Annotated in this window: 18 protein-coding genes; 14 read left to right on the plus strand and 4 right to left on the minus strand. The window is 33.0% G+C overall.

Annotation, left to right across the window (positions count from 1 at the left end; all coding sequences use genetic code 11):
* Positions 1–21: 21 nt before the first annotated feature.
* Positions 22–462, minus strand: coding sequence for an AAA family ATPase (locus tag UGRO018_RS08005; protein ID WP_416325954.1), 441 nt, complete (start codon positions 460–462; stop codon positions 22–24).
* Between the two features lie 165 nt (positions 463–627).
* On the opposite strand from UGRO018_RS08005, the gene UGRO018_RS08010 reads away from it, so the two are divergent.
* The 10 genes from UGRO018_RS08010 to UGRO018_RS08055 all read left to right on the plus strand — a co-directional run bounded on the left by UGRO018_RS08010 (position 628) and on the right by UGRO018_RS08055 (position 6,918).
* Positions 628–846, plus strand: coding sequence for a hypothetical protein (locus UGRO018_RS08010; protein ID WP_416325955.1), 219 nt, complete (start codon positions 628–630; stop codon positions 844–846).
* Positions 833–1,201: a hypothetical protein gene (locus UGRO018_RS08015; RefSeq protein ID WP_416325956.1), complete on the plus strand. Its 369-nt coding sequence runs from the start codon at positions 833–835 to the stop codon at positions 1,199–1,201. The genes UGRO018_RS08010 and UGRO018_RS08015 overlap by 14 nt, the downstream gene beginning before the upstream one ends.
* A gap of 6 nt (positions 1,202–1,207) precedes the next feature.
* Positions 1,208–1,726: a hypothetical protein gene (locus UGRO018_RS08020; protein WP_416325957.1), complete on the plus strand. Its 519-nt coding sequence runs from the start codon at positions 1,208–1,210 to the stop codon at positions 1,724–1,726.
* Positions 1,727–1,733: 7 nt separating this feature from the next.
* Positions 1,734–2,384 carry a hypothetical protein gene (locus UGRO018_RS08025; protein ID WP_416325958.1) on the plus strand — a complete coding sequence of 217 codons (651 nt, stop codon included), beginning with the start codon at positions 1,734–1,736 and terminating at the stop codon, positions 2,382–2,384.
* A gap of 31 nt (positions 2,385–2,415) precedes the next feature.
* A complete protein-coding gene (locus UGRO018_RS08030; RefSeq protein ID WP_416325959.1) occupies positions 2,416–3,234 on the plus strand; it encodes an HAD-IIB family hydrolase in 819 nt (272 codons plus the stop codon).
* A 102-nt stretch (positions 3,235–3,336) separates the two neighbouring features.
* Positions 3,337–3,954 carry a manganese efflux pump gene (locus tag UGRO018_RS08035; protein WP_416325960.1) on the plus strand — a complete coding sequence of 206 codons (618 nt, stop codon included), beginning with the start codon at positions 3,337–3,339 and terminating at the stop codon, positions 3,952–3,954.
* 250 nt (positions 3,955–4,204) lie between these two features.
* Positions 4,205–5,779, plus strand: coding sequence for a 2,3-bisphosphoglycerate-independent phosphoglycerate mutase (gpmI, locus tag UGRO018_RS08040; protein WP_416325961.1), 1,575 nt, complete (start codon positions 4,205–4,207; stop codon positions 5,777–5,779).
* Positions 5,780–5,916: 137 nt separating this feature from the next.
* Positions 5,917–6,354, plus strand: a complete 438-nt coding sequence (locus tag UGRO018_RS08045) for a GNAT family N-acetyltransferase (protein WP_416325962.1) — start codon at positions 5,917–5,919, stop codon at positions 6,352–6,354.
* A 133-nt stretch (positions 6,355–6,487) separates the two neighbouring features.
* Entirely contained in the window at positions 6,488–6,640 is a 153-nt protein-coding gene (locus UGRO018_RS08050) for a hypothetical protein (protein WP_416325963.1), read from the plus strand.
* Between the two features lie 119 nt (positions 6,641–6,759).
* A complete protein-coding gene (locus UGRO018_RS08055; protein ID WP_416325964.1) occupies positions 6,760–6,918 on the plus strand; it encodes a hypothetical protein in 159 nt (52 codons plus the stop codon).
* 118 nt (positions 6,919–7,036) lie between these two features.
* On the opposite strand, the gene UGRO018_RS08060 is transcribed toward UGRO018_RS08055, so the two are convergent.
* Positions 7,037–8,299, minus strand: a complete 1,263-nt coding sequence (locus UGRO018_RS08060; protein WP_416325965.1) for a replication-associated recombination protein A — start codon at positions 8,297–8,299, stop codon at positions 7,037–7,039.
* A 429-nt stretch (positions 8,300–8,728) separates the two neighbouring features.
* Here UGRO018_RS08060 and UGRO018_RS08065 point away from each other — a divergent pair, with 429 nt between their 5' ends.
* From UGRO018_RS08065 to UGRO018_RS08080, 4 genes are all read left to right on the plus strand, one after another.
* Entirely contained in the window at positions 8,729–9,250 is a 522-nt protein-coding gene (locus tag UGRO018_RS08065) for a hypothetical protein (RefSeq protein ID WP_416325966.1), read from the plus strand.
* A 15-nt stretch (positions 9,251–9,265) separates the two neighbouring features.
* Positions 9,266–10,882 carry a GH3 domain-containing protein gene (locus tag UGRO018_RS08070; protein ID WP_416325967.1) on the plus strand — a complete coding sequence of 539 codons (1,617 nt, stop codon included), beginning with the start codon at positions 9,266–9,268 and terminating at the stop codon, positions 10,880–10,882.
* Positions 10,879–13,371: an HD domain-containing phosphohydrolase gene (locus UGRO018_RS08075; RefSeq protein WP_416325968.1), complete on the plus strand. Its 2,493-nt coding sequence runs from the start codon at positions 10,879–10,881 to the stop codon at positions 13,369–13,371. Before UGRO018_RS08070 ends, UGRO018_RS08075 begins: the two co-directional genes overlap by 4 nt.
* Before the next feature lie 161 nt (positions 13,372–13,532).
* Entirely contained in the window at positions 13,533–13,997 is a 465-nt protein-coding gene (locus tag UGRO018_RS08080) for a pyridoxamine 5'-phosphate oxidase family protein (protein ID WP_416325969.1), read from the plus strand.
* A 49-nt stretch (positions 13,998–14,046) separates the two neighbouring features.
* Here the strand turns inward: UGRO018_RS08080 and UGRO018_RS08085 are convergent, their stop codons facing one another.
* Both UGRO018_RS08085 and UGRO018_RS08090 read right to left on the minus strand, forming a co-directional pair.
* Positions 14,047–14,607 carry a manganese efflux pump MntP gene (locus UGRO018_RS08085; RefSeq protein ID WP_416325970.1) on the minus strand — a complete coding sequence of 187 codons (561 nt, stop codon included), beginning with the start codon at positions 14,605–14,607 and terminating at the stop codon, positions 14,047–14,049.
* Positions 14,608–14,796: 189 nt separating this feature from the next.
* Positions 14,797–15,561, minus strand: a complete 765-nt coding sequence (locus tag UGRO018_RS08090) for a DeoR/GlpR family DNA-binding transcription regulator (RefSeq protein ID WP_416325971.1) — start codon at positions 15,559–15,561, stop codon at positions 14,797–14,799.
* Between the last annotated feature and the right edge of the window lie 80 nt (positions 15,562–15,641).

The following is a 15,641-nucleotide window of genomic DNA, read 5'->3' on the forward strand; positions in this document are numbered from 1 at the left end:
TTTTTACTATTATGATGCTCGTTATTGACCTAATAACGAAAGAATCTGATTACATTCCTGATCGATATCCAATGTTTCACTTTTCAAATGTAGATCACAAGGTTCATGATCAAAACATCCATGTTTTCTTTCCAACATCATTTTGACAGGAGCCGGAAGATTTCCATGCATACGCTGTGCAAAACGCTCCTGAATGGTTTCTAGATCCGCAGTGATGACAATACGAACAGATTGATCAGGTAGAAAAGCTAATTGATCTTTTTCAGTAATAACATAGATGATGCTGTTTCCATGAACTGCCGTTGCTAATTTTTGTCGAAATAATGATGCTGCTTCAGATTCATTTTTAGACATTCTTATATAGTCTTTACCGGATATGACTTCAGCATTTATCCGTGAAGCAAGAGCTTTTGCTAATGTAGATTTTCCCGTACAACTTTCTCCAATGATTCCAATCACCATAATAAAACCTCCTTATATGATTTTTAATAGTACAGTTCAATTTTAACAAACTGATGGAACATTGTCTATCTTGAAAAAATTCTTATTCATAATTCTGAAACAATTCTGAAGTAAATCATAAACAAAAGATTTGTATACTAAGCTTGTTTAAAGGAGGTCATTATCATGGCAAAATCAAAATTAGTAAAATGGAATAAGAAAATTGAAGAAAAAGCAGTGGATGGATATTCACGTATAGAATCGGCAGTTGTTGGAAAATATCAACAAATAGAAGATACCTTTGTAGATCAATTCCTCACAAGAGATCATGAAACCATCGAAGAAGCTAAGATCAGATTGAAAAAAGAAAAGGATATGCGAGGTGCAGAACATGAAAAAAAGTAAATATATCAGTCTTGTGATTGGTGTGTTTGGCATCATGTTGATTGGACTGAGTATGTGTATGTGTACGATACCAAAGTGGAATTTACAAAGAGAAGGAACGATATTAGGTCTGATAGGACTATTTGTTTTATGGTTCATGGTGATTGTTTATCGTAAGATGGAACACAAAGCGCCATTGGTTTATTCAAAGAAAACCATTCTAAAGGTGATCGGTATACTATTGGGATTACTGGGGTTTGGTATAGGCATGTGTTTCACTATGGTATTTCATCAAATGTTACTTGGTATTGTGATTGGCATGCTTTCGATTATGATGTTGATAGGTTTTATACCTTTTATGATTGGATTAAAGTGAGGTATTATGATGAGAGAAAATGTGATTGGATATGAATATAAAGAAATTATTACAGATCATAGGATGGAGGCTATATATAGAGATTGTCTTCCTTACTTTGGCTGGCAATTGGATGCATCAATACCATCAGTGAGGAAACAAGAAACAATTATTTTAAGATTTAAACGAGATCGAAAACTATGTAATAAATCAGAATTAACACGTTTACAGCGACAGTTTGAGGCATATGTGAAGGAAATCATTGAGCTAGAAGCATCAAAAACAACGAAGGCAAAAATTGTTTCTTTTACAGTGGGACTTGTAGGAACTGCGTTTATGGCAGGCGCTACTTTTTCTTACTTAGGAGGACATGTGTTTTGGATGATATTACTTGCGATACCTGCTTTTTTAGGGTGGATCCTTCCTTATCTATTATATCGATCCATTGCTGAGAAACAAACTAGAGAAATCAATCCTTTGATTGAACAACTAAATGATGATATTTATACAATCTGTGAAAAAGCCAATCTGTTGTTGATAAAATAGATTGAAAATGAAAACACACATTTATAAAATCAAAAAGAAATATTTTAATAACTTCTATGATCGTAGTATTGCCTTTAGCTCTTTATCTTTCTTTATGAATCTCAGTGTGGGTATTGTAAAATTGTTTTATGGAATTTATGATTCTTCTATTTGGTTTATGATTCTAAGTGGATATGACATCATTTTATGTATTGCGAAAGGCTACATACTAATATTATCTAAATCATTACATAACAATGAATTAAAGATACAAAATTATCATCATATTGGCTTCTTTATCTTTTTTCTAGGTCTTTCTTATTTTGTTTTATGTATATGGATGCTTATTTTCAATGAAAAAAGGATGTATCCTAGCTATTTATTATATGGCGTAACAGCCTTTGCTTTTTATAAGATAGGGAGTGCCATCTATGGGATGGTTATCGTAAAAAAACAGGAAAATAGTCTATTATCTATGTTGAAAATGATACATTTCATGGATGCTTGTGTATCTATTGTCACCATACAATGTGCAATTTTAGTTATGAAGCATTCTGATCATGCGATAAACAGTAGTGCTATCTTAGGTATGACGATCAGTCTTATCTTTATGGCGATAGGATATCATATGAAAAGAAAATATAAAATCCATATTCATAAGAAAAGAGATATAATATAGGTAAAAGAATTTCTAATGGAGGTAATCTTAAATGAAGAAGAAATTGGTCATATGTGATATTGATGATACCTTGATCGTAAAACATGAAATGCTATCTGAACGGGCAAAAACTATGATTCAGACGATTCGAGAGCAGGGGATCTATTTTGGCATTGCATCTGGAAGGTCGTTAGAAGAAGTAAAACGAATGGTTCGATCATGGGGATTTGAAGATCTTGATGTTCTGATTTCACTGAATGGTTCTGTTTTATGGGATGGTGTTGAGAAAAAAGAACATCGATATTTTATTATGAAGAAGGAATGGATCAAAGAGGTCATCGATATTATGTCACGATATCCTACTATAAATACTTTAATGTATAAAAATGATCAATTATTATGTTCAGAGTTAGATGAGCTTGCTATGTTATCTGCGAAATCATCTAAAATGGATATTATAAGGGTAAAGGATATTTCTGATTTCTATCAAGAGGATCAAGCAAAAATTATGTTTCGAGTTCATGAAGAAGATATGAAAGACATCGAACATTATTTTCAAGAACATCCCAGTCCTAATTTTCGAGCATTTAAAACACAACCAACATTGTTGGAATTTTCTGATATCAGGGTTTCAAAGGCATATACCTTACAGAAGTTTTGTGAATTTCATCAAATAAAAATGGGTGAAGTGTTAGCATTTGGTGATACCTCGAATGATAATGATATGTTACAAGCAAGTGGATGGGGCGTCTGTCTAAAAAACGGTAGTGCTGATACAAAAATGATTGCGAATGAAATTACAGAGAAACCTTGTGATGAAGATGGTTGGGCGGATTATATGGAACATCATTTTTTCCAAGAACATCAATAAAATGTTAACATCAGGAAAAAATAGATATATATTTTAAACACCTCAGACAATCCTCACACAAATGAGAAATGATAATAGACTAATAAAGAGGAGTTGAATACCATGTTACATTCCTTCTTATTGGTTACAGCTTTGAGTCTGGATAGTTTTCTGGCATCTTTAGCCTATGGCACGAAACATATTCGTATTCCGATACAAAGTGCACTTTTGATTTCATCTATTGGAGTTTTGTTTTTGTCTTTGTCGTTATATGCTGCTAATCTATTACAGCATTTTATACCACAATGGATTTGTAGTAGCATTTCCTTTTCCATCTTTTTTCTCATTGGTCTAAGCTCGATTTTTCAAGGTACGGTCAAAAGAATATTGAAGAAATATAAACGGAAACAGTTGGAATTTGAATATAGTGGTATATCCTTTGTATTAGATGTTTATCTTGATGAAACAAAAGCAGATAGTGATCATAGCAATTATCTTTCATTAAAAGAAGCCGCTTATCTTGCGGTAGCTTTATCCATTGATTCCTTGGTCAGTGGATTTGCGATGGGAATCAGTATCCTGCATCCATTACCTGTGTTGATCATCAGCTTTTTAATGGGAATATTTGTCATTTTGTTTGGGTCCTTTTTAGGGAAAAAAGTATTTCATCAATGTAATTATGATTTGTCTTGGGTAAGTGGTATCTTATTCATGATATTGGCATTTACCAGAATATTATAAAGGTTGATGAAAATGAAAGAGACGGCCAAGAGGTGCCGTTTTTTCTTTATCGTTCGCCTTAAAAGGTGTATGCTAACATTGTTTTCTTTATCGATAGAAAAAGATGAGAAATGAGAAATATTAAAAAAGAGGGAAGTGATGATATGGTTTTTGTGAAAAAGTTCTCAAAAAATGAGAAATCAAGAACAAAACAGTTTCTAAAAACGCTAAATAGTGGTATATTTATATAGAAAAACAGGAGGTATATATTATGAGTAAGAGACCAGTTGTATTGGTTGTCATGGACGGTGTCGGAATCAGTGAAAATGAATTCGGCAATGCTGTGAAGGCTGCATACAAACCTACATTAGATGAATTATGGACAAATTGTCCACACACAGAAATTAAAGCACATGGATTGGCTGTTGGGTTACCAACAGATGGAGATATGGGAAATAGTGAAGTTGGACACAATGCATTAGGTTGTGGACAAATCTATTCTCAGGGCGCAAAACTGGTAAACGAAAACATTGAAACAGGAGAAATTTTCAATACAGATACTTGGAAAGATCTTGTGTCAAATTGTAAAGATGGAAAGATGCATTTCCTTGGATTATTATCCGATGGTAATGTACACTCTCATATCAATCATTTAAAAGCTTTGATCAAACATGCAAAAGAAGATGGCGTAAAAGAAGTTAGAATTCATGCGTTATTAGATGGCCGTGATGTTCCTGAAACAAGTGCATTAACTTATGTTGATGATATTGAAGCAACGATTGCGGAATTAAATGATGATACCTTCCATGCTTGTATTGCAAGTGGTGGTGGTCGTATGACAATCACAATGGATCGTTATGAAGCTAACTGGGCTATGGTAGAACAAGGATGGCATGTACATGTACTTGGTGAAGGAAGAGCTTTCTCAAGTGCGAAAGAAGCAATTGAAACCTATCGTAATGAAACAGGTGTAGTTGATCAGGATCTTCCAGGTTTCGTTATCGCAAAGGATGGCAAGCCTGTTGGAACAATCGAAGATGGTGATAGTGTTATTCTATTCAACTTCAGAGGCGATCGTGCACAGGAAATTTCTTTGGCTTTCGATAATGAAAACTTTGATAAATTTGACCGTGTTCGTGTACCAAATGTTATGTATGCCGGTATGCTTCAGTATGATGCAGACTTATGTATTCCTAAGAATTATTTAACACAACCACCTAAAATCAAATATACATTGACGGAAGAACTTTGCAAACACGGTATTCGTGAATATGCAATCAGTGAAACTCAGAAGTATGGACATGTAACTTATTTCTGGAATGGAAATCGTAGTGAAAAAGTAAATGCTGATTTAGAAGACTATGTAGAAATCAAATCAGATGTTGTTCCATTTGAACAGCGTCCTTGGATGAAAGCAGCAGAAATTACAGATGTATTATGTGCAGCTATTGAATCCGGAAACTATGACTTCTTACGTACCAACTATCCAAATGGTGATATGGTAGGACATACAGGTAACTTTGAAGCTACTGTCATCGGTGTAGAATCAGTTGATCTTCAGTTAGCTCGTGTGAAGAAAGCGGTAGATGCAGTCAATGGTATCTTGCTTGTAACTGCAGACCATGGTAATGCTGATGAAATGTATGAAAAGAAGAAAAAAGAAGATGCGCCAATCAAAGCAAAAACTTCTCATACATTAAATAAAGTTCCATTCATCGTATATGGTGCAGATGTTGAATTAAAACAAGATGAGAACTTAGGTTTATCTAATGTTGCGGCAACTGTAGCTGATTTATTGGAAGTTGCACCTAATGAACACTGGAACGAAAGTATCATCAAAAAGTAAGGAAAACTAAGGTGTTATCTAAGGATAATGCCTTTTTTTGAATATTATAAAAGAATTGGGGTATCTTATAAAAAACATATGCAACTGGATATGTTTCATGATAAACTAAAAGAAGAGCGGTGAAAGGAGAAAATGAAATGGAGAAATATGAAATTAGGCGAGTCAGTGAAGATGACTATCATTCGATTCATGCGTTGAACGGGCAATTAGGGTATGAATACGATGAAGAAAAGGTAAAAGAACGTATCTTGAATCTATTGGAAACAGGAACCGATATCATCAGTGTTTTAGAAATTGACAATAAGGTGGTAGGGTATATTCATGGTATTCCATATAATACGCTTTATGCGGATAATTTAATTAACATGGTAGCTATCGTATTTTCAAAAGATGATGATATAGAGAGTAAGTATATGAGAGAATTATTTTTTGAATTTGAAAAAAGAGTGAAGAAAAATGGCTATCATGGAATTCGTCTGACTGCCGATGTGGAGCGTGATATGTTACATGGGTTCTTGCTTGAAAATGGCTTTGAGAATAAGCGAGATCTAAAGCATTATATTAAATATTTTTAAATGTAAAAGGTTGTCAAAAAGGCAATCTTTTTTTCTATCATGAAATCTTTAGAAAATCTTTCGTTTTCCTACAATAAATTCTCAATATCTTTCCCTTATAATGATGATAGATGAACAAAAGGAGAGATATCTTATGGCACAAAATATTAAAAAAAGAACCATCCTTGGCATCGCAACGTTAATCGGCTTCTTTGCAGGGATGCGTCTTTATGCTCAGGAAAGAAGAAAACTAATAGAGGAGAAAGAGAGAGAACGAGAAAAACGTTGGTCCGCAATGGGATTATAAGAGAAAACTAGAAAACTTAAGAAAGAATTCATAATTTATACATAATTCTTTGACACTTTTTGAACACCTTTGATGTATAATAACAGTATCAATGCTAAGAATAGATCGGAGGAGTTCTTATGGAAGGAAAAAAAGTAAAAAAAGCAATCATTGGAGGAATCGCTACATGTGTTGGTGTATTCGGGGGCGCTAAACTGTATATGAATAAAAAGAAAGAAAAAGCAATATTAAGAGAAGAAGAACGTAAACAAGTATTAGAGGATACTGGAAAAGAATGAAAAGGATGAAAGAGGATCGTTATAGATCATTTCATCCTTTTTATTAGAATTTTACGAATGTTGCAGGTGCTCTACATTGGTTTAAGAATATTGATAAATTCTTTTTAAGTTATTGATATCAGTTAGCTTTCTTTTTTAATTCCGCAAGATGATTCGTTCGTTTGACACTTCGAAGCTTATCTAGGTTTTGTGCCAAAGTTTTTTCATATGATGAATTGGTTTGTGGCTGATAGAATCTTTCATTTTTTAAACGATCCGGTAGATATTGAATTCTTGACCAGATATCAGGTCTATCATAATCATATTGATCTTGTTCTTTCATATTCACAGGTGTGAATTTCAAGTAATCCGGTACGCTATAAGAGGTTCTTTTGATAATTTGCATGACCCGATCGATGGACTGTTCCGCACTCTTTGATTTTGGGGATAGTGTAACATCAATGACAGCCATCGCAAGAGGAATTCTTCCTTCAGGAAAGCCTACCCTTTTTGCTGCATCAATTGCCTGTACACATCGTGCTACAGCAGCAGGATTACCTAATCCGACATCTTCATAAGCGGTTACTAACAATCTTCGCTCAATGCTATCCATATCATTTGCTTCGATCATGATTCCTAGATAATATAATGCAGCATCCACATCACTGCCTCGAATGGATTTTTGAAAACCGCTTAACACATCATAATAGCCATCTCCATCGCTATCCATGCTCATATTCGGTATTTGAGAATATTGAGAAACAAGATCTTTTGTGATAACGCCATCACTTGCGATTGTGACGATTTCTAATATATTTAATGCATAACGAATATCTCCATTGCTATGTCTGGAGATGATATGTAATGCATCATCTTCAATGGTAACACTGTTATTCAGACCATCAGGATGTTGGATTGCTTTTTTTAATGCTTGTTCAATATCCTCTTGTTTTGCCTGTTTGATTTCAAATAGGTGGCATCTGGAACGTATAGCAGGATTGATTGCATGAAGTGGATTGCTTGTAGTTGCGCCGATTAAGGTGATGTTTCCATTTTCAACATGTGGTAATAAAAGATCCTGTTTATCTTTATTCAGTCGATGAACCTCATCTATGATAACAACCAGACCTTCATAAAACTTAGCTTCTTGAAATATGGTTTCTAAATCTTTTTTATTACCGGTTACCGCATTAAATAAACGATAAGGCATTCCTAATTCATTTGCCAGTACCATTGCCAATGTAGTTTTACCGGTACCGGGAGGACCATAGAAAATCATTGAAAATAAGCGTTTTGCGTCTAAACATTTTCTTAAAACCTTACCTTCTCCAATTAGATGCTGTTGTCCTATAATATCATCAAGATGCGTTGGTCGCATTCGAAAAGCCAATGGTTGTTTCATGTCATCACTCCTTGTTTATTTATTTTACCATAATTATGTAAGAACTACCCCTTAACAGTCAAATTTCTTTATTCTTATGATTATTTAGTAAGCTAGATTGGCTGTTAATAATGTAGCAAAAGAGAATACAAAATTGGTGAATAAGGTTTATATAACAACGAGTTTCTTTACTTCTATTATTCTGATATAACATCATTTTAGAAGCTTATTTTAGATAGTTTTCAGCCTTATGTGATAGCATCTTTATCTTAATAAAGAGTCACACGAATATAACATGAAACAAAGCTTGAAATATCTGTTTTATTCGCAGCAATTAATTATTACTATATTCTCAATTTCAAGTTACTTTTGATAAAATTTATATTATAATGATGATATGCGTAATAGGAAGTGGTAATAATGCTCGTAATGATAGGATGTTTATCGTTTGTGATTATGATGTTGAATGATATCAATCAAATTTTTAATCAATACAAGATAGGGAAATATGCATTTGCTATAGGGTGTATCTTATTAGGAATGGTAACTATTATGATGATAATAAAAGCCGATTTCTCTATTGAAAATACCGGGGCTCTGCAATGGTGTTTACTAATGATGAGCATAGGATCCTTTGTACTATTAATATATACCTTATTTTTCGCATTACCTTTTAAAGGAACCTATATAGAACAAGATCAATTAAAAGTTTATGATAAAGGTGTATATGCATTATGTCGCCATCCGGGAGTATTATGGTTGTTCTTCTTTTATTGGTTTCTTTCTCTATTTTTGTCATCAAGTGAACTCAGGACAGCTGCTGTTATGTTTTCGCTAATGAATTTTATATATGCATATCTTCAGGATAAACTGATATTTCCACGAACTTTGGCAGGATATGATGAATACCAGAAATCGGTACCTTTTTTAATCCCGACACTGACATCATGCAAGCAATGCCTTAGAAAGTGAAGGAAAGGAGAGCGTATGCAATTTGAGGAGCTTTTGAGAAAGAAAAAGTATAGAGAAATCTGGGAAGAATATTGTGGGTTTCTTGATTTGAGTATGGAAGAATATATGAAGATTCAGTTTCGTTTATTGAAAGAACAAATGGATCAGTGGTTGATGTCTCCATTAGGAAAAAGCATTATGAAAGGTAGAATTCTGCATGACTTTGATGACTTTCGTCAAGTAGTGCCATTAACAACGTATGAAGATTATGCAGATATTTTACTAGCAAAAAGAGAAGAGGATCTATGTGAAAAACCGGTGACATGGATAGAAACCACATGGGAAGCAGGCAGACATCCTATAAAATGTGCACCTTATACAAGAGAAATGCTAGATGTGTTTAAAAGCAACATGTTATCCTGTTTGATATTAGCAGGAAGTCAAGCAAAATATGATGTGAGCATACGTCCACATGATAAAACGTTATATGGGGTAGCTTCTTTGCCTTATGCAACAGGATTATTACCAATCTTGGTCAAAGAAGAATTAACATTGGATATCCTACCACCAGTTGAACAAGCTGAAAAGCTTAGTTTCAAAGAACGAAATGTATTAGGATTTAAAATGGGTGTAAAACAAGGAATCGATATCTTTTTTGCTTTAAGTTCTGTAGCTTACTACATAAGTATGGCATTTTCTCAAGTGCAAGGAATGTCATCAGGAAAATCAAAATCAGGAAGTATGAAACCTAAAATGGCATATCGCCTAATGAAAGCAAATTATACTGCAAAAAAAGAAAATCGTGACATATTACCGAGAGATGTTTTCCATATGAAATGCTTTCTATGTGCAGGAACAGATAGTCATATGTACAAACCAGTATTAGAGAAGTTATGGGGAAAACGCCCGCATGAGATTTTTGCGGGGACAGAACCTACCTGTATTGCAAGTGAAAATTGGAGTCGTAATGGAATGTATTTTTTTCCGGATGCTTGTTTTTATGAATTTATGCCAATTGAAGAAGCCAATCATATGAGAGAAAATCCTTTATATCAACCAAAAACATACTTGATGGATGAAGTGGTTGCTCATGAAGAATATGAGTTGGTAGTAACGGTGTTTAAAGGTGGAGCCTTTGCTCGTTATATGACCAAAGATCGTTATCGATGTATTGCCACTAGAGATAGTGAAGATCACATACAATTGCCTAGATTTACCTATATTGATCGCTCTTTGGATATCATTGATATTGCCGGCTTCACAAGAATCAGTGAAAAAACAATTGAAGATGTTATTAAGATGAGTAAACTAGCTATTAAGCAATGGGTGGCAGTGAAAGAATATGATGATTTTAAACCATATTTGCATTTGATCATTGAAATGGAGAAAGAAAGCATTTGTAAAGACGCAATACATAAGAAAGTATTAAAAGAACATTTACAAATCTACTTTACTTATTTTGATAATGATTATGAAGATTTACAAACAATGTTGGGAATAGACCCACTGAAAATCACCATTGTCCGTTGTCAAACATTTGAATTATATGAACAATTATACGAAAAGAAATTAGTGAAAATGAATCCATCAAGACATTGCATTCAAGATTTATTAGCATTGAGTTCACCTAAGAAAAGAGGAGACCAATTATGACTTTAACTATGGTTCCCGGGATTGCTTTGTTTTTCTATACGATTTTATTTTTGGCATTAACAGCCGCTAAGAAAAATAAATTAATATATATCTTTCAAATAATGATTTTCTTCTTTATTTTATGGACTGCCGGTTCTGTTATGATGCGTTCCAATATGTTTCCAAGTGTGATTTTTTGGTGTAAAGTGTCTATCTTCGGTATGTTTGGAATTCCGATGTTGTATTATGAGTTTATCTGTACTTTTGTAAACGATAAAGGATATTTCCGTAAATATATATTTTTGATCTTGTTCATTATTTGTGAATTGTTATTGCTATCAGATTTACTAATACAGCAACCACAATTGGTAGAAATCGATGGAATGAGGACCTTTAGTTTTGAACCAACTATTTGGATATCAATTCCTATCATCTATGTATTATTTGTTGCTATTACTGTATTACAAAAGATCGTAAAAAGTATTTTTCAAAAAGGATCTCAGCTACAAGACTTTCTACCACTAATAGCAGGTATCTGTATTTTAACATTAGGGACACTTGCATCTACTATACCGGCAATAGGAAAATATCCAATTGATACTTGTAGTGGAATCATCAATGCGATTTGTTTGTTTTATATTTTATACAATAAACGTTTGATCAAGATGACACTGGTGATTTCAAGAGGTACAGCTTATGTATTAACATGTGCAGTAGTATTATTGTTTTCTATGAACTTTATTCAACCAATTGAATCCTTTCTAGATCATGTATTTCCTTTCTTAAATGGATATAATACAACTTTAGTTGTTTTATTATTTTCTTTGATTACAAGCGTCGTATTCTTTTCAATAAAGCGGTTTATTGACTTATTATTTGTGAAAGAAGATCAGAAGAAAGCAAATCTTCTAAGAAGTTATAGTTCTTGTATCGCTAGTTATCTTGATTTAAAAGAAATTTGTAAAGAATTGGTCTCTGTTGTAAAAGAAGACATTGAAGGTGTGAATGTGTACCTTTGTTTATTAAATGAAGAGGAACATTCCTATGAAATGGTGTACTCTTCCAATACCCTAAATCGTCAAGTTTTAAATATATCTATACAGAATCCTTGTGTTGTGTTTTTGAAACAGACGAAGAAAAGTGTATCTTTAAGGACATTTCAACGTAGTGTATGGTATAAATCAATGTGGGAAAAAGAAAAAAGAGTTTTCAATGATTTACATATTGATTGTTTTGTTCCTTTGATTGTGGAAAATGAATTGATTGGTATGATCGTTTTATCACAAAAACCAAAACCATATACGTTAAATGATTTAATATTTTTAGATAGCGTCGCAAGTATCAGTGCAATCGCAATTAAAAATGCATATTTATATCAAAGTGTATATGAAAAGGCAAGCAGTGATCATTTAACAGGACTTTTGAATAGAGAATTTTTCTTTCAAGAATTAGAAAAGAAATTTCTAGAAGAAAACGAAACGATTGCCTTAGCCATCTTAAATATTGATGATTTTTCATTATATAATGAATTATATGGAAGAGATCAAGCAGATATCGCACTTCAACAAATTGCATCTGTTTTAAAATCATCTTGGAAGGATGAAAATAGTGTCCTTGCAAGATATAGTGGGAAAGAATTCGCCATCTTGTGTACTAATATGGATATTATAAAAGTGAAACGAATGCTTCAAATGGTAATCGATCAAATGCAAAAACAAATTGATATGAATCAAGGGAAGTGGAAAAGAGTATTGACATTTAGTATAGGGATTTGTATTTATCCCTATGCTGCTGAAAATGAAAAAGAGTTGATCAGCAATACAGAAATGGCCGTATTTACTGCAAAGCAAAATGGAAAAAATCGTATGGTAGTTTATACCATGGAAGAAATTGTTCAAAACAATACAAAAGTTAATGAAGATACACGTCAAGTATATGCACAATATGCACCTACGATATCAGCATTAACTGCAGCCATTGATATGAAAGATCGTTATACCTTTCAACATAGTGCAAATGTTTCTCAATATGCGATGATATTAGCACAAGCGTATGGATTGAATGCAGAACATGTAGAATTGATAAGAGAAGCAGCCTTATTACATGATATTGGAAAAATCGGTATTCCGGAAGATATTTTAAATAAGCCAGGAAAATTGACGGACGATGAATATCGTATGATACAAACACATGTCGAAAAATCAATATCCATTATTCGTCATTTACCAAGTTTGGATTATGTAATTCCTGCTGTATTAGGTCATCATGAACGATGGGATGGAAAGGGTTATCCTAGAGGATTAAAGCGTGATGAAAATCCAATTGCGGCTAGATGTATTTGTATTGCAGATACCTTTGATGCGATGACAACAAAGCGAAGTTATCGTGATCCTTTGCCTTTGGAGATTGCAGTTGAGGAAATAAAAAAAGGAGCAAATACTCAATTTGATCCTAAATTAGCAAATTTATTTGTAGAGTTAATACAGAATGGAAGCATAACGATTCTTTAAGCGTAAGAAAAGGGACTGTTAGATGGTCCCTTTTTAGAAAACAAATGTTGATGAAATGGTTTCTTCCTCATTGACTAAGACAATTTGCACAAGCTTAAAAGTAATCTTGAAAGGGATATGCTAAAATAATATAATCGAAAGAAAAAAGGGAGGATGTAGCGATGTATCCGGAAATGAGAAGAAAGAAGCAACAATTATCAGAAGATGCTTGTATAGAAATTTTGAAAAAAGGAAAAACGGGTATTTTAGGTGTATCAACTGAAAAACATCCATCGTTAACACCATTAAATTTTGTTTACGAGGATCATCATATTTATTTTCATTGTGCAAAGACTGGATTTAAGTTAGAAGCGATAGAAAAAAATCCTGAAGTTACTTTTTGTGTTATATGCAAGGATGAGGTAAAACCTGAAGAATATTCTACTAGTTATGAAAGTGTAATGGCATATGGAAACGCTCATTCTTTGATGAATGAGGATGAAAAAAGAAAAGCTTTAAGAATGTTAATACATAAATATTGTGAAGTAGATGACGAACAAGCAGATTCAGAGATTGATAAAGAAATATCAGTTACTTGTGTCATCGATATTGCATTAGATCATGTAATCGGGAAGTTTCATTTATAGAATTTACTAATATAAAAAGATATCTTTGTGATATCTTTTTAGTTGATTCTTATAAAAATAAATGTTCGATTAATATCTTAGTTCCGATTCCTATCAATATGATACCACCTAAAAGTCCAGCATATTTTTCCAACATACCACCTAATCGATTACCGGTATAAACGGCGATAAAACTTAAGATGAAGGTTGTTATACCTATGATTGATATTGCCAGTAAGATATTAACTTGAAGAAATGCAAAACTAATACCGACTGCTAATGCATCAATAGAAGTCGCAATCGCTAAAATCGTAATGGTAGACAAGGTTAAGGAAGCATTATCTTTTTCCTCATCACCATGCATGGCTTCTCGTATCATATTTAATCCTATGATTCCCAATAAGCCAAAAGCGGTCCAATGATCAACACTGGAAATCAGTTCTTGAAAATAACTACCGATCCACCATCCTATGACAGGCATCATTGCTTGAAAAAAACCAAAGAATAATGCAAGAACCAGGGCATATTTAAGAACCTCTTGTTTTTTCATTGTCATTCCTTTGGCGATACTGACTGCGAAAGCATCCATACTAAGACCAACACTAAGCATAAAAATCGAAATAATACTCATAATTTTATCCTCCATAACAAAAGAAAACGAGACATTACGTGAAAAATCCACGCATCAGTCTCGTTATTTACTGTATAAGCCAGATTCGCTATGAATCATTATGTTGACTTATCAACTCTAGTGAGCTAACTACTCCCTTTTGCCCGTTTATCATAACAAATAAAAATGAAAATAGCAAGTATTGGCTGATCAATTTTGACTTTCTTCCTCATTGACAAGGATGATATGTTCAAGCTTAAAATCAGGAGCTACATCTGTAATCAAAATAACATCGTTTTTATTCGCAAAGGTATAAAATTTTTTAATACCGAATTTTGAACTATCGGCCACGATAAATGTTTGATCACTTCGATTTATGACAGTTTTTTTTATGTCTGCGTCATATTCATTTCTTGTAGTATAACCGGCTTTATCATCAATACCATTGGTACCTAAAAAAGCGATGTCAAAGTTTAATTCATTCAATTTTTCATTTGTATCTCTTTCCATAATTGCGCTTGCGCCAAAATTAATAAATCCATGAGGAACATAGGTTCTTATATTTTTTTTCGCAAGTTTAGGGAAATTGTTGATAGAATTTGTAACTATGGTTATATCTTCAGCTTCAATGAAATCAATAATAAAAGAAGTTGTAGATCCTGCATCAATGAAAATCGAGTCACCATCTTTAATGAATGATGCTGCTTTTTTTGCGATTTTTTCTTTGATATTAAGGTTTCTGGAAAATCTTAATATGTATTCATCTTGCATATTGATCGTGTCATTTAGTTCTTGTTTTAATGGAGATGCTCCTCCCCATAATCTTTGAATCATGTTATTTTCTTCCATTTTTACTAGGTCTCTTCTAATGGTAGTTTGTGATACATGTAATTCATCAGCTAACTCTTTTATAGATAGAGAACCAGAATTGCTCAATATTTGTTCAATTTGCTTCCAGCGCTTTTGTACTTTCATAGTAGGTCGCCCCCTTACAGTTTCTATTATAAGCAATAACAAGAAATTAAGCAAGAAAAATGAGCAAAAAATGGTTAATT

Origin of the sequence: Hoskinsella mucinilytica (assembly GCF_045223415.1) — a bacterium.
Classification (GTDB): Bacteria; Bacillota_I; Bacilli_A; order Erysipelotrichales; family Erysipelotrichaceae; genus Hoskinsella; species Hoskinsella mucinilytica.